This window comes from Lacinutrix mariniflava, from assembly GCF_001418015.1.
Taxonomy (GTDB): Bacteria; Bacteroidota; Bacteroidia; order Flavobacteriales; family Flavobacteriaceae; genus Lacinutrix; species Lacinutrix mariniflava.
Genome location: NZ_LIQG01000017.1, coordinates 71,730 through 90,356, shown reverse-complemented (window position 1 = coordinate 90,356; position 18,627 = coordinate 71,730). Strand labels below are relative to the sequence as shown.

Genomic DNA, 18,627 nt, shown 5'->3' with positions numbered 1-18,627 from the left:
AAATAACCATTTGTCACGACAATTCTTCTTATACTATAAAAATTAACTAAAATAGTTTAATTATGAAATTTTTAAAAGGAACAAAAGTATATAGCATTTTTACAGGAAATTGTCCTGTCTGCCAAAATGAAAGTATGTACACGGTGCTTAATCCATACAAGGTAAATAGTACATTAACCATGAACGAACGTTGTAGCCATTGTAATACAAAATATAAAATAGAGCCCTCTTTCTTTTTTGGTGCTATGTATGTTAGTTATCCTGTTGGTATCTTTTTTGGAGGAACAACGTTTTTTATTTCATATTTCCTTTTGCACTTGTCTTTAGCTGTCTGCTATTTTTTAATAGTTAGCGTTATGGTAATTGCGTTACCAATAATTTTGAGGCTTTCAAGAAATATATGGATAAACCTTTTTATGAACTATAAAAAGCCTAAAACAGCTGCAATAAAAAAATAAGAGTATTTATTATAAAAGCGCTTGTACTATACTGAATATCTTTAATTTTATATTCTAATTAGCATAAAAAAAGCCCATCCAAATAAATGGATGGGCTTTCGTAAAAACTTTAAGTATATATCTTAGATAACTTTTACGTTAACTGCGTTTAATCCTTTGTTTCCTTCTTGAAGGTCAAATTCAACTGTGTCTCCTTCTCTAATCTCATCGATTAATCCTGAAACGTGTACAAAGTGATCTTTATCTACTCCTTCTTCTGTAATAAATCCAAATCCTTTTGTGTCGTTGAAAAATTTAACTGTTCCTGTACTCATAATAATATAATATTTAATTTTAATAATTACTTATTAGAATACAAAGATGATGCCAGAAAAAGGAAAATGCTATTATTTTCTCTTGTAGCAATATATTAAATACCTGTTGTACAGTATTAAAATAAAGCAAACCCTTAAAATGAACATTAATGTTTATATAAAAAAAATCATTTCCAATTCATTGCATCCATTTATAAGATAACCTTATTTTGATTTTTTTATTTATAATTAGAGTATTTATTTGTAGCTGCAATACTTAATTAGCAACAAGTATAAAACAAAAAAAACCCATCAATTAATTGATGGGCTTTTGTAAAAACTTTAAGTATATATCTTAGATAACTTTTACGTTAACCGCGTTTAATCCTTTGTTTCCTTCTTGTAGGTCAAATTCAACCTCGTCTCCTTCTCTAATCTCATCGATTAATCCTGAAACGTGTACAAAATGATCTTTGTCTACTCCTTCTTCTGTAATAAATCCAAAACCTTTTGTGTCGTTGAAAAATTTAACTGTTCCTGTACTCATAATAATATAATGTTTAATTTTAATAATTACTTACTGTTACGCAAAGATAATGCCATTGTAATAATTAACAAGCTATTTTTCTAATTATTTTTATATTAACTCTCCTACTACATCCACAACATCTTTTTTACCTAACTGCTTAAGGGTTTTAGTATGATCTATAATCGCTTGAAAAAAAGATTTTTTAACGTGATATGGCATGCCAAACTCTATTGCCGTGTCTGACACAATTTTAGCTAATTCTTGATAATGTACATGACAAACATCAGGCAAGACATGGTGCTCTACTTGATAGTTTAAGCCACCTAAAAGCCAAAATAGAATTTTACTTCTAGGAGCAAAATTGCAAGTGGTCGCAAATTGATGTGCATACCAGTTATCATTCATTGCTCCATCTTCATCAGGTAATGGAAACGTGTTATCATGCATTATATGTGCCACTTGAAAAACAGTGCTTACTACAAGACCTGTAATAAAATGCATACAAATAAAGGCTAACAATATAGTATACCAAGCGAATGGCAATAAAACCATAGGTAAAACAATAGCATAAGTATAGTAAGCAAGTTTCCAAGCTGTCATGCTAATTAATGCTTTTTTATACTCGTTCTTTTTATTTAAAAAGCCCATGTCTCTATAACGTTTTAAACGCACAAAGTCTTTAGTGGTAATCCAAGATATTGTTGAGATACCATAGAAAAACCAAATATAAATATGTTGGTATTGGTGTGATTTATAATGTTTGGCATGTGGCGAAAACCTAAGAAAAAAAGGAGCATTTAAATCGTCGTCTGCATGATCAATATTAGTATACGTATGGTGTAAAACATTATGCTGAATTCTCCACACAGTAGCATTAGCACCAATAAGATTAAAAGAATAGCTTAAAAGTTTATTTACGTTTTTATTTTTAGAATACGAACCATGGATAGCATCATGCATAACGCCCATACCAATACCTGCCATCCCAAAACCACTAAGAATATATAGCGAAAATAATTGCCAGCTTTGAGTTACCAGACCAGAAGATAATAACGCTAAAGGCACAATAAATAATGAAAGCATAATAATGGTTTTAATAACCATTGTTGTGTTAGCATTACGACTTTTTTTATGCGTTTTGAAGTAGGTGTTTACTCGTGATCTTAACGTTCTTGCAAAGTCAGGATTTATGTCTCTTGAAAATTTTGGATTGTTGATGCTATTAATTTTTAAAATTTAAATAATACAACGCATCAGGTTTGTTAACTGAAAAACGTCTCTTTAAAAATTGAAAAAAGCAAAGAGTTAAAAAGGGAAAATTTATAGTATAAGGCGATCAACAACTTGAGGTGTAAAGATAGATTAAATATATAGTGTTATGTATAACTATTTAATGTTTCTATAATTAATGTTTTTAATATTTTCATTTCAAAATAGAAAAGCAAAACAAAAAAAGCCATCATGCTATCATTGCTGATGGGCTTTTTTTAGAACTTACTCGAACTATTCAATAATAAGTTTAAGTTGTTTAACAGAAGTTTCTCCATTATCTTTTTTAAATACCACTCTCCCTAGTATTACTTGAGTGTTTAAATGCTGTAAATTGAATACATTCAGGTTACTACCTGCATTGAAATTTGAAGATTTCTTTAAAATTTCTTTTCCTAAAACATCATACAATTGTAAAGTAAAGACACCATTCGTTGAAGCGTTAAAATTCAAATTTAATTGCTCTTTAATAGGGTTAGGATAAGCACGTATTGAGAAATAAGTATTCTCAAACTCAGAGGTGTTTAATGTTTCATCCATTTCACATTCTAAACTATCTATGCTGGTCTCTAAAACTTTATTATACAAAAGTGCATGCCCTGTATCGTTTAAATGAACACCATCTCCAAAATCTAAATTGTTTAATATGGTACCATCAGTATCTGCAATATCGACCCAGAAATTAATAGCATTTGCAGAATAAGTTGTTAATATACCATTTCTAACATCTATTTGATCTTGTATTTTTGCAGGCGTACTAAAATTTCTTGGTTGCGGTGTAGCAATCCATATTGGCACTGTACTGCTGCTAGCTTCATTATAAATAATATTGTAATTGGCTAGTTGATCTGCCACAGGATAACCTTCAGCCGTATCATTCGAAGGTGTATTCATTATAATAGCAATAGGATTAAAACTAAGTGCTTTTGTAATATTTCTTTCAGTATCAATAGTCGCACTAACACCACTTGGTATAGTTGTTCCTGTTGGTAAAAGATGATATGTTGTGTAACCTCCTTTTCCTAGATTTATAACGTTAAGCTTCGTGTTTTTTTGATAAATAGCTTCGGCATACAAACTTACCCATGCTTTTTCTGGTGCAGAAGCACCAATACCTTCTGCGGTAGAAGAGCCAATGACTACAATGTTACAAGTAGTTGGATCGTTTGAAATTTCAAAAACAGCATCACTAGTGTCATTAACAAGATTGGAAGTTGCTCTTACCAAACAATTTTCAGAAATTGTATTTGGTACTGTCCAATCATAATGATTAGAAGTATAAGGTATCGTTGTACTAATTGTACTCCAATTTAGACCATTATCTATCGAATACTCTAAACTAATATCTGAAGTTATTCCGGCAGAACTCCAAGATATTTCTGTTATTTTTCCTTCTTGCCAAAATTCTCCTCCATTTGGATTACTTAATGTTATTGCAGGATCTGGAGTGTATTCTATTGCCATAGCTCCTAGGTAGAAAAAACCATTAGCATTAGTATTGTTTGGTCCTTTAGCAACCGTTATTGTTAAAGTTCCATCTGCTTTAGGTTTTAAAGTAGTAGAAATAGTGTTATTTATATTATTTGCAGAGTTTAAATAGACTATTTCAGTTGTTAATCCTTCAATAGTGTACATTGTTTCTCTATTATCAATTTCAATATAATCTATTCGTGAAGCATAAATGGTTAATGATAAATCTGTATTTGGATCGAAATTACTATATTCTATAGCTCCTGTTGGTTCCGTTTTATCTTGAAATTCTACAGTATTACCAAAAAAGCTATCTGCTGTAGCTGTATTAGGGATTCCTAAACTTTGACCAGGTACATCTGTACCATTTTCATTTATAAAATTGAAGTCATCTGTTACTGCTAAATCAATATTAGTAGTAACACCTCCATTATTAACCAAGTTATTTAAGCTACCAGTAGTTAAGGCATTTGTTAAGTTGTTCCAATTAGAACCAGTCTGATTAGTACTATTCCCAAAATCTACAAATAAAGCATTATCAGAATATATTGGAGCATCTGTAGGATACTCTAATTCAATAAGTCCTAAATAAAAAAACCAGCATCATTGGTATTGTTTGGCCCTTTTGCTACGGTTATAGTGATAGTTCCATCTGTTTTAGGTTTAAAAGTAGCATTGGCAACAGTATTTGTGTTTTCTGAAACATCTAAATAAATAGTTTCTGTAAGTTCTCCATCAATGGTATAAGCCGTTTCTCTATTATCTGTAACACCAGTTCTAGATCCAAATATGTTAATGGAATACACTTTTCCAATAACTAAGTTACTAATGGTCATTGCTGCACTAGTATTTGCATTAGAACCAAAAAAGCTATCGCTTGTCGCAGTTCCTGTATAATTTAAACTAGTATTTGGTGCTGTGGTTCCTAATTCGTTTATACCTTCAAAATCATCAGTAATGGCAAAGTTTAGTCCTGTGTTGTCGGTATTAGTATTAAGAAGATTATAAAAAATTCCTGAAACGTCATTTGTAATATTATTCCAAGGAGAAGCACTTTCATTTGTTCCAGAACTTCCAAAATCTATATAAATGGTTTCGGTTTGTGCTGACATAAAATGAACAGAAGAACATAAAAAAAGAAATAGAATAATTTTTGATTTTAAAAGTAGATTTGTAGGCATATCTTGATATTTGGGTTGGTTACTAATTTTAATAATTAGCTTATATGTAAAAGTAATAATTTTTATAAAAAATATAAGTTTAATATCTTAAAAAAGCACTCTCTTTTTAAGGCTGTTTTTCACAAGCTTAAATAGATTATAGTATCTGCAAAACAAAAAAAGCCCATCATTGCTGATGGGCTTTTGTAAAAACTTAAAGTATATATCTTAGATAACTTTTACATTAACTGCATTTAATCCTTTGTTTCCTTCTTGAAGGTCAAATTCAACTTCGTCTCCTTCTCTAATCTCATCGATTAGTCCTGAAACGTGTACAAAATGGTCTTTATCTACTCCTTCTTCTGTGATGAATCCAAATCCTTTTGTGTCGTTGAAAAATTTAACTGTTCCTTTACTCATAATATGTAATATTTAATTTTAATAATTACTAACTAGATTACAAAGATGATGCCAGAAATAAAATGCTATCTTCTTTTTCTTGAAGTAATAAAATAAACGCCGGTTAGCAATACTACTGCTGCTATTATAGATTGTGTACTTAAGGTCTCGTCTAAAACATACCATCCTAAAAGCATTGCTACAATAGGATTTACATACGCCGAGGTTGCTACTTTCTCTGTAGACACTTGTTTTAACAAGAAGTTAAAGGCCGTAAAGGCAACTATACTTCCAAAGGTTATTAATAAAAACATGGCTATTTTTACATCTTTACTCCATTCTAAAGGTGAAATCCATTCTTCTTTGGTTAGTAAACTTGCACAAAGTAACATTATACTTCCAATAGCCATTTGGTAGCCTGTTGCTACAAAATAATTTTCAGGCATATCTGCTTTAGAGACAAATACACTAGCATAACTCCAACCAAGAACACAGGTAAAAATCATAAAAACACCTAAAAGAGCACCTTCATTGGCAACTAAATCTTGTTGACTTACCAATAAATACATGCCCACAAGACCTAACCCAACACCTATTAAAGACTTAGGTTTCATTTTTTTGTTGTCCATTAATCGCATTAATAATAATACAAATAAAGGTTGTGTAGATGCTAGTAACGCCGCAAATCCACTATCTACATACCTTAGAGCCCAAACAAAGACTCCGTTTCCATAAACTAAAAATAGAAAACCGACTAGTATAGAGTTTCGAAACTGCTTTTTGGTTATGGACAGTTTCATTTTCAAAACCTTTGCTATAGAAAATATTAAGACACTTGCACAAAAAAACCGAATAGATGCCAGATAAAATGGAGACAACTCTGTAACTGCTATTTTATTAAGCAAATATGTAGATCCCCAAATAATATAAATAGAGAAAAATGCGACTATAATAAGTGCTTTTGAGCTTGGTTTAGGCATTTTAAAGTTGTGTAAAGAATTAAAAAATACTTGTCTGTTTTATTATTTAATAAGAGCGGAAAGATACTTATTAAATTAGAATACAAATTAGTATTAAATATTTATTTTACGCGTCTTCCAAAGCATTAATAGACATAATCCAATCCATCGCTTCTTGTAATTTGTCAAAGGTCTTTAGTGGTAGTTTAGAGAAATTTTCTTCAAACTCTATAAGTTTTTTAGTAGAAAACCTTTCAGTTACAATAGCAAATGCTGTTACATCTGGATAATACGGGCATTTTATATAAGCTAGTGGATTAATAGTGTAATCATTAGTACGGTCGAAGATGTAACCAAATTTCTTTTCTCCATAATATTTACGGTATATTTTATGCAAAATCACAACTTCATCAATGTTTAAAGTAACACCTGTATTAATTTTACAGACAACTACAGATTCGTAAAAATCTATAGTAGCAAAATCTAGAATTGTTTGTTTATTAGGTTGTTGCATCTTTCGTTAGGAAATTACAAGTTACAAAAAAAATAAATTTAAATGACTGAAAATCAAATAATAACGTTATTTGTGATTAAAAAAATAAGCTCTTAAGAACTTACTATCCTATCTGTAATTATGGAAAAACTACATTCACCTAACCATATTTCTACCATTTCGATAGTTACAATTTGTATTAAGTTTAAACGCCACTACTCGTTTTCTAATTCTCTTTCACAAAAAAAGCTTTCAGAATCTGAAAGCTTTTTTATTGTTTAATGAATGTTTCTTTTTAATGATTTATACAAACCAATTACTTTATGTTTCATTCAAAATCTTGAAGTATAAATTTACTGTCTTATTGCAAATTAAAAAACAACACTATTAACTTATAGTTGTTCTATTTTAACAGCTTTATCATTTTTATCATTCAACAACGTCTACCAATCTATAGGGAAATAATCTTTTAAGAATTTACCACTCCAATGCTTACCAGTATTAATGCCGTCTATTAATGGATCCATAACACGCGCCGCACCATCTACAATATCTAAAGGTGGCTGGAAATCGTGTACTTCCACTTTCTTTTTAGATAATTCTGCTGGATCTTCGTCTGTAACCCAACCTGTATCTACAGCATTCATATAAATACCAGACTTAGCAAAAGTTCCTGCAGAAGTATGCGTTAACATATTTAAAGCCGCTTTTGCCATGTTTGTATGTGGATGTCTATCTTCTTTCTTAAAACGATGAAACTTCCCTTCCATTGCAGACACATTAATAATGTGTTTTTTGCCTGTGTTTTCTTTCATCATTAAATTAGACAAACGATTACACAATACAAAAGGTGCTACAGCATTCACTAACTGTACTTCTACCATTTCGGTAGTTTCTATCTCTCCTAGTTTTAGTCTCCAACTGTTAGTTTTACGTAAATCTACTTGCTGTAAATCTGCATCCAATTCGCCTTCTGGGAATACCTCTGCCGTTTGTAACGAGTTATCAAAACTGTAAGGAATTTGTGATAGTTCTGCCGAATTACGTAACCCTATTCCTGGTTCTGGACCATGCCAAGTTACAGGTAATACGTTGTTTTTATCTGTTTTTGAAGGGCCAACACTTAAGCTCGTCAATTCTTCTAAACAACTTTCGTGGTCTTGTAATAAAGCCTGAGCTAGTTTTGGTAATTTATCTATTGGTAATTTTTCATTTTCCATTAAATGGAAATAAAAACCAGATGGACGCCTTACCGTTTGTGCAGCATTATTAATTAAGATGTCTAAACGATCGTATTTTTGCTCTATATAGTTGCAAAAAATCTCAACACTTGGTATGTGTCTTAAGTCTAAACCATGAATATGCAAGCGATCGCTCCATGTTTTATAATCGTCTTCTTTAGAAAAACGAATAGCAGAATCTGCCGGAAAACGTGTAGTAGCAACAACTGTTGCACCAGAACGCAATAACATTAATGTAATATGGTATCCAATTTTTAATCGAGAACCTGTTATTACAGCAACTTGATCTTTTAAATCTGTAGTTTGAAAACGTTTAGCATAGTTTAAATCGCCACAGTCGGTACACATCGTATCGTAAAAATGATGCAATTTAGTGTAGACTGTTTTACAAACGTAGCAATTTCTTGGCGATTCTAATTCTGGAGTATCTTCATTAATTACAGCAGCTGCCAATAATTTTGGAGCAACAAATAAAGTCGCTTCTCTCGCACTACGAATACCAGTAGTTTTTCTAGCGTGCTTATCGCTTTCAATCATTTTACGCTTTGCTGCTTTTTTAGCATCTTTACGTCTACGCTGAAACTCGTCTCGACTTGGTCGCGTTAATGCTCCTGCTACTTTAAAAAGTGCGACACGTTGGTCTTCTGGCAATTCGAAAAGCTGATCGGTATCATCCAAAAGTTTCTGAATTGTAGCAATACAGTTTTCAATCTCTAGATTGTTTTCCTTTTCCTTCATAAAATTATCTAACGGTGTATTGTCAGTTCGAATGATTTTTATTTTTTCTTCAGAATTAATTCGAGAACAATTTAGAGTTAAACTTCTCGATACAATTCCTCATACTTCGGAATCACTCGAAGTGACAACATTCTATTATAAAATTACTTACTTTTCTTCTTTTTAGTCTCTTCTGGCTTTTCTTTACTTGCTTTAGTTTGCATTAAGTAATTCGCCAATATTTTATCTACTAATTCCTCTTTTGTTAAATGATGGAATATGGTTTTAATTTGTCCTTTTAAAGCTTCATTAACTTCTCTGTTAGGCTTCGCTTTAAATATTTTTTTAGCCCATAATAACGTATTATTATCTTCAATACTTTGGGCATCTGGCTTTTTAAAAGGTGTAAATGTAATGTCTAGTTCTTCTTCAAACTCTCCAATATCTTCAACTTCTTCTTGCTGTATAATAGTAAGTGATAAACCGTTTGCTCCTGCTCTAGCAGTACGTCCACTTCTATGTACATACGCTTCGTAAGTGTCTGGTAAATGGTAATTAACTACCCAAGACAACTCTTTTACATCAATACCACGAGCTGCTAAATCTGTAGCCACTAAAATATCTATATGGCCTTCTCTAAATTGTCCCATAATACGATCTCGAATACCTTGTGTTAGGCTTCCGTGTATAGCACCAGAAGAGAATTTATTAATGGCTAGTTTTTTTGCTAGTTTGTTTACTGCAGCTTTAGTTTTACAGAATATAATACCACGTTGTCCTTCGTTTGCATTTAAAAAATGAAGTAACACTTCCAGTTTTTCTATAGGCTCTACAACTATGTATTGGTGATCGATACCTTGATGACCAACAGATTCCATATTTGCTTCAATTTGCACCACATGCTTAGACATGTAGTTTTGAACCATTTGTTTAATAGTTCCTGGTAGTGTCGCTGTAAAGAGTAAAGTTCTTCTATTTTTAGGTAAAACTTTAATAATAGCATCTACGCCTTCTTTGTGCGCCGTTACCATTTCATCAGCTTCATCTAATACAAAATAAGTAATCTCTTTTACGTTTATAGCATTTCGTTCTATTAAATCTGCTAAACGTCCAGGAGTTGCTACAACTATATGTGTTGTTTCTTTTAATCTTTCTATTTGTGGTTTTATTGGGATGCCTCCAAATAATCCCGCAATAGTAACTTGCATGCTTTCTGCTTTATAAGACTCTAAATTATTAAAAATTTGTTGTCCTAACTCTCTAGTAGGCGCAAGTATTATAGCTTGAATATTAGCTTTATCTACGTCTATAAGTTGTAATAATGGTAAACCAAAAGCAGCAGTTTTACCTGTTCCTGTTTTTGCTAGTGCAACAACATCTTCTTTTTGGTTTAGAATAATAGGAATAACTTTTTCTTGAATATCTGTAGGAACAGAAATTTGTAAAGCCTCTAATCGCTCTTGAAGTTGCTTATTAATCCCAATATCTGAAAACTGTTTTGACATAAAATATTTTTTGGCAAAGATAATACCATTTCTTGTTTGAAATAGCGGTAAAAGAAAAAGATGATTGTTTTCTTTATATGAAGTATAAAATTATAGCGCATAAAAAAGCCCATCTAATAAAAGATAGGCTTTTTGAAAATATATGAATATATTCTTAGATAACTTTTACGTTAACCGCGTTTAATCCTTTGTTTCCTTCTTGTAAATCGAATTCAACTTGGTCACCTTCTCTAATCTCATCGATTAATCCAGAAATGTGTACAAAATGATCTTTATCAACACCTTCTTCTGTGATGAATCCAAATCCTTTAGCGTCGTTGAAAAATTTAACTGTTCCTTTACTCATTGTAATGTAATTTAATTTATTAATGTGCAGTAAAGATAATACCATTAATTCGTAAAACAACATTAAATCATTTAAATATAAGTTTTTAGAACTTTTAATTTTGGTTTAAGTCGTAAAAAAAATACGTTTAAAGTTTCCATTCATCATTCTAAAGTTAAAAAACACTAAACCTTTAGTAATAATAGAGTTATTATATTTAGAGTTACAATTGTTCTCTACTCCTACAAACTTTAGCAAATTATCTATTATACATCATCATCGTCGTCATCGTAACCAGGTAACTCTAATGCTTTAACAGATTGGATTGCGTTTCCAGCAATGCCTTTTATAGAACCATACATATCTATTGTATTGGTTACTACTTTCTCTATTTGCTTTTCTCTTTGTTTCCAAATACGTTGCATAGAACGTTTTTCGCTTTCTAAGTCCGATTTCATTTGTGTAAAACCTTCTACAATCGCTTCAATTTGCATTCTAAAGGTTGTACTGGTTAGGTAATCGTAAAGTAAGTCCATTTTATCACCTTTATTTTCTTGGGTGATTATAGCGTTGTTTACTTGTAAAATACCTTCTCTTAAAACGGCACACAAACCTTTAAACTCGTCGTAATTACAAATCCAAATACCATCTCTTAATCCCATTCGGTCCATGTCCGATGGCATAACTTCTGTCACCAACACACCAATATTGGCACCTTTGTCTCTAATATCGGCTTTAAATTTTTCTATCCAACTGGGCTGAAAATCTTTAGTACGTTTACTTTCGTAATAGATAGTACCACAGTTTTGCTCGGTTCTGGTGTGTACAATTTGAAGACAATCGCCACCTCTAGCTCCTTTTTTAATTTCTTGTATTGTATCTAACGGAAACTTAGACGCCAACCACTCCTCTATTGCCAATTCCTGAACTTCACCTTGCAATTGCATAGAACCTTGTTCTTGCTTACGTTTCATTTCTTCAGTTAGCTTTTTCTGGTCTTCTAACTGCTTTTGCATTTCTTTAAAACGCAATTCGTTTTTGTCTTCCTCAGATTTTTTAATTTTTTCTTTTTCTGAAGTTAGAATCTCATTTAGCTTTTTCTGTGCCTCGGCTTCGGCAGCTTCTTTAAGTTCGCCTTTTTCTCTTTTAAGCTTTTCTATCTCAGCTTTAGAACGGTTTAACTCTTTTACTTGCTCAGATTTTTCGTTTAATTCCTTTTGTAAGGCTTCAAACTGATCGGAAGATTCCTCCTTTAATTTAAGCTTTAGCTTCGCTTCTATTTCCTTTTTATCTTCTTTTAACTGATTTTCTAAACGTTCCTGAAATAACACATTTTCGCGCTTTTTCTTATTCTCGAAATCTAACTTTTCTAGTTTTAGCTTTTCTTGCTGACTTTCGTAACGCTTCTTCTCTGCCGCTATTTGCGACTGGTATTTTTGCTTTATTTCCTCTTCTAATTGATGCGATAAAATATCTTGAACATCTATGGAAGTCCCACAATTAGGACATTTTATTTGATTTTCGTTTTTCATATTAACACTCAAATAATTTGATTTTTTATATTATTAGATTATGTTCTATTTTAAATGATTAAAATAGCTGTAAGGAACACCAAAGTATAAGTCATCCATGTATTTAGGTAATTCATCTATAACAACTGAATCTTTCTTTAAATGAGATATTCTTCTTTTTAAATATGAAATTTGCTGTTCTCTTCCTTTGTCTAATTTCTGTAATTGTTTCTTGGATAAGTTTTTTTTAATATCACTATTTTTATATAATAAATGAAATCCATTGGTCCAACATAAACCATGACTGAAATCAGTTTCTTCATAATTATATATTGTAAGTCTTCCTACTGACATTGATATCAATCTTTGTTCTAAACTAAAAACTATTTGACTTTTCGTTTTTCTTGAAAATTTACTTATATCAAGTAGATTTCTTTGTTTATCAAGGCCTAGCGATAACAATATTTTTTGAGTCTCATTAATTTGTTTGCTCATTTCTTTTTGCAATGAACTTTTTCTAACCCTTAATTCTCCTTTATAATTTATTTGATAACCGACAAAAGAAAGCCACGGAATATTTCTGTCATTTTCAAATTTATTTCCCCAATAATATGGTTTTTTTGATTTTACATTCCAAAAATCGTTTGCAGAATTTTTATAGTCCCGAAATTCTTGTGGTTCATGATAAAGCAGAAAGTTACTATTTATCCCTTTTTTATAGACTTCTAAAGCTTTTTTACAAACTTCTTCGTCTTTATGAGCTAAAACCATATCATCACAATATCTTACATAGAAAATATCCTTATTGACATCTTTGACATCTTTATCTATATTATGCAATATTAGATTCGCTATAAAACAAGAAACAGCGTTTCCTTGTGGTACTCCAATTTTAAATTTACTAATATAATCTTTAGAATATTTTTTTGTTAGTTCATCTTTTACCCATCCAAATTCTCCTACAGGAACACCACAGCTTTTAAAATAATTAACATCGTTATTCTTTATCAAAACATCTTCATTAAATGAATATGAATTTAAAAATAAAGAAAATAATTTAATAGCGGTATTTGATATTACAACTCCTTTTAAAGATAATTCATCAACCGTTTTCTTAAAAATACTAAGTAAATGCTCATGCTGTACGGTGTCAAAAAATTTTTGAATATCACATTCTGAAACCCAAAGTTTTCTATACTTTTTTCTATATTTTAAAATCTCTATAATTGAATCGTGATGATTTGGTACAATATTCTCTTTATTTCTAGCTCTAAAAGCATAAGAGCAGTCTAAAAAAATAGAATCAAAATTTAATGTTAAATATTTAGAAAACAAAGATGTAATAATTTTGTCTTCTAACGTAAATTTAGCAATTGGTCTATAAACATGCTTACCACCTTTATTTGATTTTGGCAACGGAAATATAACAGGTTTATCAAGTTTATATTTATCTAAAGATATATCATTTACTTTCTGTCTTATTTTATTACAAAAAACTAAAAGCCTTATGTACCACTCATCTGGTTTTTTATTTTTATAATCAACTAAATATTTTTCTAATTTATAAGATTTCCATAATCTCAATTCATTTTTTTCCAGACTATTAGTAAACCTATTAGGGTCAAGTCTTTCTGTTTGATTTAGTTTTTTCCAGTTTCTACGAGTAGGGAATAATGATTGAATAGTATAAAAGTCCACATCTTTTGTTGACACTACTATTTTATTAGTGTTATTATGATAACTAATATCCCTTAACATATGTTTTTTATGTCTTTTATGAGATATTCCTGCTCTGTGTTTACACAACATTTTAATTATCTGCGAGTCTCTATAATAATCTTCTAATTGCTTCATAAAAAATAAGACGTGAACGTAGTATTCATTTTGATTGAGATACATTGCTGCCCTGTTTTTTTTATATACAAATCAGCAGAGACCATAAGCATCAGGATTATCAGTCTCGTAAATTGTTTCAGTGATTTCGGTTATAACAAAATGTTAATGCTACTAACACCTAAAGACTTAAAATAAGTCTCATACCTGTTCAATATAATGGAATAAAAAATTCCACTCTTGCTCACGCCTTAAATCAAATATAGTATATTTATAACTTATTATTTGTTATTAAAAAATGAAAGTTTCAAAATTTAAAAATATATACACGCAATCAATAATTCAAACAGATTTATTAGATGAATTAAAAGATATAAAAGAAGGGAAATACCAATCTATAATTAAAAAATGCAGAGAGTTTACCAAAAATAATGATTATGCCTCTTACAAAGTACTAAAGATAAAATTACCTATAGTAACTTTTTGTGGGACATTCAAAGATGGTAGAAAACTTGAAAATTTAGATAACTATAATAACCTAATGATTATAGATATCGATCATATAAATCTATCCGAATTAGATAAAATTAAGGAAACACTTACAAAAGATAAATACATTTATGCTGTTTGGCTGTCTCCATCAAATGAAGGTTTAAAAGCATTAGTAAGAATAGATAGTAGTCCAATAGAACATAAGCAAAGTTTTAGTTCTCTAAAAGAGTATTTTCAGAATACATATAATATTGAATTAGATAACAGTGGTAGTGATGTCACTAGATTATGTTTTGTGTCTTGGGATGAAAATTTATTTATAAATTTAAACTCCGAAATTTATGTTGATAAACTAATTATAGAAGAAATTAAGCAAACTAAAAAAAGTAAGAGTATAAATTTAAATAAATCGTTAAGGAAAAATGCATATGCTACTGAAGGTTTAAATAAGTCTGAACACCGAAAAATATTAAATTTAATTATTAAATACTTAAAAAGAAAAGAAATTTCTATTACTGCGTCTTTCGACGAATGGCTTAGAGTTGCATTGGCCATCTCTAGTACTTTCAGTTATGACTTAGGTGAAAAATATTTTTTAAGCTTGTGTGAATTAGATAATGCAAAGCATAATGAACTTGAAAGTAAAAATGTTCTCAAATACTGCTATAATAATAGAAAATTAGATTCTTCATCAACTATTTCTTTAGGAACAATTGTTTTTTATGCAAAAGAAAAAGGATTCATTTCCAAGAAAGATAAATTTACAAAATAAAACAAAAAAAAGATCAAGCTTTACAACTTGATCTTTTTCTATAATAAACGTTACTCTATTATAAATTACTTACTATTATTCAACATAATAGATTTAGTATTTACAAACTCTCTAATACCAAAACCACCGTGTTCACGGCCATAACCAGAGTCTTTAACGCCTCCGAATGGCATGTTTGGGTGTGCTAAACCGTAAGAGTTAATGTTAATCATTCCTGTATCGAAATGGTCTTTTGCTAATTGAATGGCTTTGTCTTCGTCTTTACTAAAAATTCCGCCACCAAGCCCGAAACGACTATCGTTTGCAATGCGCATAGCATCTTCGTTATCTTTTGCCTTAATTAATGAGGCTACTGGTCCAAATAACTCATCGCTGTAAGCAGGTTGTCCAGGTTTTACATCGCCTAAAACGGTAGATGGATAGTAATAACCTGTAACGTCTGGCACTTGCCCACCGCATAAAATAGTGGCACCGTTGCTTACACTTTCTTCTACTTGTTCGTGAATTTTATCTCTTAAATCTTCTCTAGCCATTGGTCCTAATTTAGACGCTTTGTCCATTGGATCTCCAAAATTAACGGCTTCCATGCCTTTAACAAAAGCGACTTTAAATTGGTCGTACACTTTTTCTACCACCACAAAACGTTTGGCTGCAACGCAGGTTTCTCCGTTGTTATAAGTACGGGCAAAAATACTGGTTTGTACTGCTAGGTCTATATCGGCATCATCTAACACCAAATAGGCATCGTTACTCCCTAACTCTAATACTGTCTTTTTTAATACTTTTGCTGCTTTTTGGGCCACGTATTCTCCAGCTTTAGAGCTTCCGGTTAAGGTAACACCTCTTACTAGTTTGTGCTCGATAATTTTATCGGACGTTTTGTGATCTATAATTAAAACGGTAAATAGATTTTTTGGTAATCCTGCTTTTTCTAAAACTTCTTTAAGTTTTAAAGCTGAACCAGTTACGTTTTTAGCGTGTTTTAATAAGACGCCGTTTCCTGCCATTAGGTTTACAATAGCATAACGAATGGCTTGGTATAATGGGAAATTCCATGGTTGGATGCCATAAATTACACCTATTGGCGCTTGTTGAATGATTCCTTTTCCGCCATTTTCCATGGTTCTTACTTCATCTTGTAAATGTTTGATGCCTGCGGTCGCTGTGTACTCGCAAATGCCTGCACAAAGTTCTATTTCGTCGTGACTGTGCTTTACTAATTTTCCCATTTCTTGGGTCATTAATGTGGCATACTCATCTTTTACATCCATTAGTGTTTTACCAACGGCTTTTATAATTTCAGAACGCTCTTCTAAAGATTTTAGTTTCCAATCTAAAAAAGCTTCGTGACAGGACTCTACTGCTTTTACAGCTTCGTCTTCCGTCATGTATGTATAGTGTTTAATTTCTTTTTCGGTAGCAGGATTAATAGTTGCAAATCCTTTATCTGTGGTATTACTCATGTTATTTTATTTTTAAGTTTATGATACGCGCTATCTTGTTCGATACTGAATGAACATTTAAAATGATAACGCTTCTTGTGTTTGGCCTTTAATAAAAGGCTAATAGTAGTATTTGGATTAACGGATTGTTAATCCTGAAGTTTTAGGCTTCACCTCTAGCAGGATAATCTGCTTTAAGAATATAATCGATTCCTCCTAAGACTTCGTTAAATGGTGGTCTACCAAATGGCATAGATTGGATAGATTCCCAATACATGGTTTGGTCTGGTGTGATTAAAAATAATCCTGGCTCTACAAAATGTTTCGGTTCTTGTTTTATGCCTTCGGAAATAAATAATCCCCATTTTCTGGCTTCATCGATAGAAAAATTATAACCTAATGGAATATCGTTAATCTCCCATTCTTTATAAGTTTCTTCTGCTATTTCTTTAGTATCGGCACTTATGGCGATAACGTTTACACCGCGATCTGAAAACTTACCTATTTTTTTCTGAAGTTCTTCTAACTGGCCTTTACAAACCGGACAGTGTTTACCTCTATATACTAATAGTAACGTGAAGTTTTCTGGCGATTGCTCGCTTAATGTCCATGTTGTACCGTTTACTAGTTCTATTTTTAATTCTGGTGCTTTTTCTCTTGGTTTAATCATTGCTTTTTGTTTTTTAGAGTGGTTTCGTAACGTACTCTTTAATTATATATCTTTTCTCTTATCTAAAGATACATAACATCTAAAACTTAAGCATTGTCTTTAAGAAGACCTTATGAGAAAAATAACATAACAACGGAAACCTTTAACAGTCTAGCGTTTCGATGTTAACGTTTAGTTAATCTGCTACCTCTAATTTATAACCTACACCGTGTACATTGGTCAGTTTTATAGTGGTGTCGTCTTTTAATTTTTTACGGAGTTTAGAAATGTAGGTGTCCAAACTTCTGCCCACAATAACACCATTGTCTTCCCATACTTTCTTGGTAAGCGTGTCGCGTTTAATGATTTGGTTTGGGTTGGCTACAAAAATGGCTAGAATTTCGCATTCCTTTTTAGAAAGGTTAATAGTTGTTGCGGCTTTTACAAGTTTATTCTGTTCTGGATAAAATTGAAAAACACCAAGTTTTTCGAAATCTGTAGCTATTGCTTTTGATACCGTTTCTAATTTCCTTTTTTTGAATACCATTATACCTATAACAATAAGGAGAGCCATTACTAAAAGGTATAAAAGCCAAGTATAGCTGTTTGCTGCTTTAGGATTATCTAAAAATGAAATAGTAATGATATAGCAGCTTTCTGGTAACACACGACCTGCGCATGGTATGATAGTAAGTTCCTGCGTTTCGTGAATTTCGTAACTGTAGGCAACTTCGTTATCTGTGCATTGCAATACTTCTACGCGGTAACTTTTAGCAAGTGCTGTTTTATTAAAACTATCTTCTATTGCTTTTACGAGTTGACTTGGCTCGAAAGCTAGTGGTTTACTAAATTCTAGTTTAAAAACCGAGGTCTTCAATTCTAAAACCGGCAATATTAATGATGTGGAATCTTGATTTTTTAGTAATAATTGATTGCCGGCTTCACGAATAGCAACTTTAGCCAATGCCGAAACGTTAGTATTGTTTTCGGTTTTACACGAAAAAAAGACTAGTGCTACTATTAGTACTAAAAATGCTTTATAGATTCTCAATGCTTTGGAGTTTTAAAATCGATGTAAATAACTTGCTATTTAGTGACTTCTAATAGCTG

General features: G+C 31.2%; 18 protein-coding genes. 2 read left to right on the top strand and 16 right to left on the bottom strand.

Annotated features, from left to right (window positions below; translation table 11 throughout):
- The first annotated feature begins 62 nt into the window (after nt 1-62).
- The gene (locus ASC44_RS01885) at nt 63-458 is read left to right on the top strand and encodes a DUF983 domain-containing protein (protein WP_055445929.1); all 396 of its coding nucleotides are present in this window, start codon (nt 63-65) and stop codon (nt 456-458) included.
- A 122-nt stretch (nt 459-580) separates the two neighbouring features.
- Here the strand turns inward: ASC44_RS01885 and ASC44_RS01880 are convergent, their stop codons facing one another.
- The 13 genes from ASC44_RS01880 to ASC44_RS01820 all read right to left on the bottom strand — a co-directional run bounded on the left by ASC44_RS01880 (nt 581) and on the right by ASC44_RS01820 (nt 14,183).
- Nucleotides 581-772 (bottom strand): cold-shock protein, encoded by a 192-nt coding sequence (locus ASC44_RS01880; RefSeq protein WP_055445928.1) that lies wholly within the window; start codon nt 770-772, stop codon nt 581-583.
- 334 nt (nt 773-1,106) lie between these two features.
- Entirely contained in the window at nt 1,107-1,298 is a 192-nt protein-coding gene (locus ASC44_RS01875) for a cold-shock protein (protein WP_055437225.1), read from the bottom strand.
- Between the two features lie 90 nt (nt 1,299-1,388).
- Nucleotides 1,389-2,363: a fatty acid desaturase family protein gene (locus ASC44_RS01870; protein ID WP_241491390.1), complete on the bottom strand. Its 975-nt coding sequence runs from the start codon at nt 2,361-2,363 to the stop codon at nt 1,389-1,391.
- A 420-nt stretch (nt 2,364-2,783) separates the two neighbouring features.
- Nucleotides 2,784-4,460, bottom strand: coding sequence for an SGNH/GDSL hydrolase family protein (locus ASC44_RS01865; RefSeq protein WP_055445926.1), 1,677 nt, complete (start codon nt 4,458-4,460; stop codon nt 2,784-2,786).
- Between the two features lie 143 nt (nt 4,461-4,603).
- Entirely contained in the window at nt 4,604-5,200 is a 597-nt protein-coding gene (locus tag ASC44_RS01860) for a hypothetical protein (RefSeq protein WP_152973248.1), read from the bottom strand.
- 207 nt (nt 5,201-5,407) lie between these two features.
- The gene (locus ASC44_RS01855; RefSeq protein ID WP_055445924.1) at nt 5,408-5,599 is read right to left on the bottom strand and encodes a cold-shock protein; all 192 of its coding nucleotides are present in this window, start codon (nt 5,597-5,599) and stop codon (nt 5,408-5,410) included.
- A gap of 65 nt (nt 5,600-5,664) precedes the next feature.
- Complete coding sequence (locus ASC44_RS01850) at nt 5,665-6,558, bottom strand: EamA family transporter (RefSeq protein WP_055445923.1); 894 nt, start codon at nt 6,556-6,558, stop codon at nt 5,665-5,667.
- Nucleotides 6,559-6,664: 106 nt separating this feature from the next.
- On the bottom strand, nt 6,665-7,051 hold the full coding sequence (locus ASC44_RS01845; RefSeq protein WP_055445922.1) for a SpoIIAA family protein: 387 nt from the start codon (nt 7,049-7,051) through the stop codon (nt 6,665-6,667).
- Between the two features lie 422 nt (nt 7,052-7,473).
- Nucleotides 7,474-9,009, bottom strand: coding sequence for an SDR family NAD(P)-dependent oxidoreductase (locus ASC44_RS01840; protein ID WP_055445921.1), 1,536 nt, complete (start codon nt 9,007-9,009; stop codon nt 7,474-7,476).
- Nucleotides 9,010-9,152: 143 nt separating this feature from the next.
- On the bottom strand, nt 9,153-10,493 hold the full coding sequence (locus tag ASC44_RS01835; protein ID WP_055445920.1) for a DEAD/DEAH box helicase: 1,341 nt from the start codon (nt 10,491-10,493) through the stop codon (nt 9,153-9,155).
- Between the two features lie 154 nt (nt 10,494-10,647).
- A complete protein-coding gene (locus ASC44_RS01830) occupies nt 10,648-10,839 on the bottom strand; it encodes a cold-shock protein (protein WP_034058905.1) in 192 nt (63 codons plus the stop codon).
- Between the two features lie 245 nt (nt 10,840-11,084).
- A complete protein-coding gene (locus tag ASC44_RS01825; protein ID WP_055445919.1) occupies nt 11,085-12,350 on the bottom strand; it encodes a DUF2130 domain-containing protein in 1,266 nt (421 codons plus the stop codon).
- A 45-nt stretch (nt 12,351-12,395) separates the two neighbouring features.
- The gene (locus ASC44_RS01820) at nt 12,396-14,183 is read right to left on the bottom strand and encodes a reverse transcriptase domain-containing protein (protein WP_161804993.1); all 1,788 of its coding nucleotides are present in this window, start codon (nt 14,181-14,183) and stop codon (nt 12,396-12,398) included.
- A 277-nt stretch (nt 14,184-14,460) separates the two neighbouring features.
- On the opposite strand from ASC44_RS01820, the gene ASC44_RS01815 reads away from it, so the two are divergent.
- A complete protein-coding gene (locus ASC44_RS01815) occupies nt 14,461-15,426 on the top strand; it encodes a BT4734/BF3469 family protein (protein WP_055445917.1) in 966 nt (321 codons plus the stop codon).
- Nucleotides 15,427-15,491: 65 nt separating this feature from the next.
- Here the strand turns inward: ASC44_RS01815 and ASC44_RS01810 are convergent, their stop codons facing one another.
- The 3 genes from ASC44_RS01810 to ASC44_RS01800 form a co-directional block, all read right to left on the bottom strand.
- Nucleotides 15,492-16,889, bottom strand: a complete 1,398-nt coding sequence (locus ASC44_RS01810) for an NAD-dependent succinate-semialdehyde dehydrogenase (RefSeq protein WP_055445916.1) — start codon at nt 16,887-16,889, stop codon at nt 15,492-15,494.
- Nucleotides 16,890-17,031: 142 nt separating this feature from the next.
- On the bottom strand, nt 17,032-17,538 hold the full coding sequence (locus ASC44_RS01805; protein WP_055445915.1) for a redoxin domain-containing protein: 507 nt from the start codon (nt 17,536-17,538) through the stop codon (nt 17,032-17,034).
- 175 nt (nt 17,539-17,713) lie between these two features.
- Nucleotides 17,714-18,568, bottom strand: coding sequence for a winged helix-turn-helix domain-containing protein (locus ASC44_RS01800; protein WP_055445914.1), 855 nt, complete (start codon nt 18,566-18,568; stop codon nt 17,714-17,716).
- Nucleotides 18,569-18,627 lie beyond the last annotated feature (59 nt).

Excerpts from the sequence above, each read along its gene's own strand:
- ASC44_RS01885 (WP_055445929.1), top strand. The coding sequence starts at position 63 with ATGAAATTTTTAAAAGGAACAAAAGTATATAGCATTTTTACAGGAAAT.
- ASC44_RS01880 (WP_055445928.1), bottom strand. The coding sequence starts at position 772 with ATGAGTACAGGAACAGTTAAATTTTTCAACGACACAAAAGGATTTGGA.
- ASC44_RS01875 (WP_055437225.1), bottom strand. The coding sequence starts at position 1,298 with ATGAGTACAGGAACAGTTAAATTTTTCAACGACACAAAAGGTTTTGGA.
- ASC44_RS01870 (WP_241491390.1), bottom strand. The coding sequence starts at position 2,363 with ATGCTTTCATTATTTATTGTGCCTTTAGCGTTATTATCTTCTGGTCTG.
- ASC44_RS01860 (WP_152973248.1), bottom strand. The coding sequence starts at position 5,200 with ATGCCTACAAATCTACTTTTAAAATCAAAAATTATTCTATTTCTTTTT.
- ASC44_RS01855 (WP_055445924.1), bottom strand. The coding sequence starts at position 5,599 with ATGAGTAAAGGAACAGTTAAATTTTTCAACGACACAAAAGGATTTGGA.
- ASC44_RS01850 (WP_055445923.1), bottom strand. The coding sequence starts at position 6,558 with ATGCCTAAACCAAGCTCAAAAGCACTTATTATAGTCGCATTTTTCTCT.
- ASC44_RS01845 (WP_055445922.1), bottom strand. The coding sequence starts at position 7,051 with ATGCAACAACCTAATAAACAAACAATTCTAGATTTTGCTACTATAGAT.
- ASC44_RS01840 (WP_055445921.1), bottom strand. The coding sequence starts at position 9,009 with ATGAAGGAAAAGGAAAACAATCTAGAGATTGAAAACTGTATTGCTACA.
- ASC44_RS01835 (WP_055445920.1), bottom strand. The coding sequence starts at position 10,493 with ATGTCAAAACAGTTTTCAGATATTGGGATTAATAAGCAACTTCAAGAG.
- ASC44_RS01830 (WP_034058905.1), bottom strand. The coding sequence starts at position 10,839 with ATGAGTAAAGGAACAGTTAAATTTTTCAACGACGCTAAAGGATTTGGA.
- ASC44_RS01825 (WP_055445919.1), bottom strand. The coding sequence starts at position 12,350 with ATGAAAAACGAAAATCAAATAAAATGTCCTAATTGTGGGACTTCCATA.
- ASC44_RS01820 (WP_161804993.1), bottom strand. The coding sequence starts at position 14,183 with ATGAAGCAATTAGAAGATTATTATAGAGACTCGCAGATAATTAAAATG.
- ASC44_RS01815 (WP_055445917.1), top strand. The coding sequence starts at position 14,461 with ATGAAAGTTTCAAAATTTAAAAATATATACACGCAATCAATAATTCAA.
- ASC44_RS01810 (WP_055445916.1), bottom strand. The coding sequence starts at position 16,889 with ATGAGTAATACCACAGATAAAGGATTTGCAACTATTAATCCTGCTACC.
- ASC44_RS01805 (WP_055445915.1), bottom strand. The coding sequence starts at position 17,538 with ATGATTAAACCAAGAGAAAAAGCACCAGAATTAAAAATAGAACTAGTA.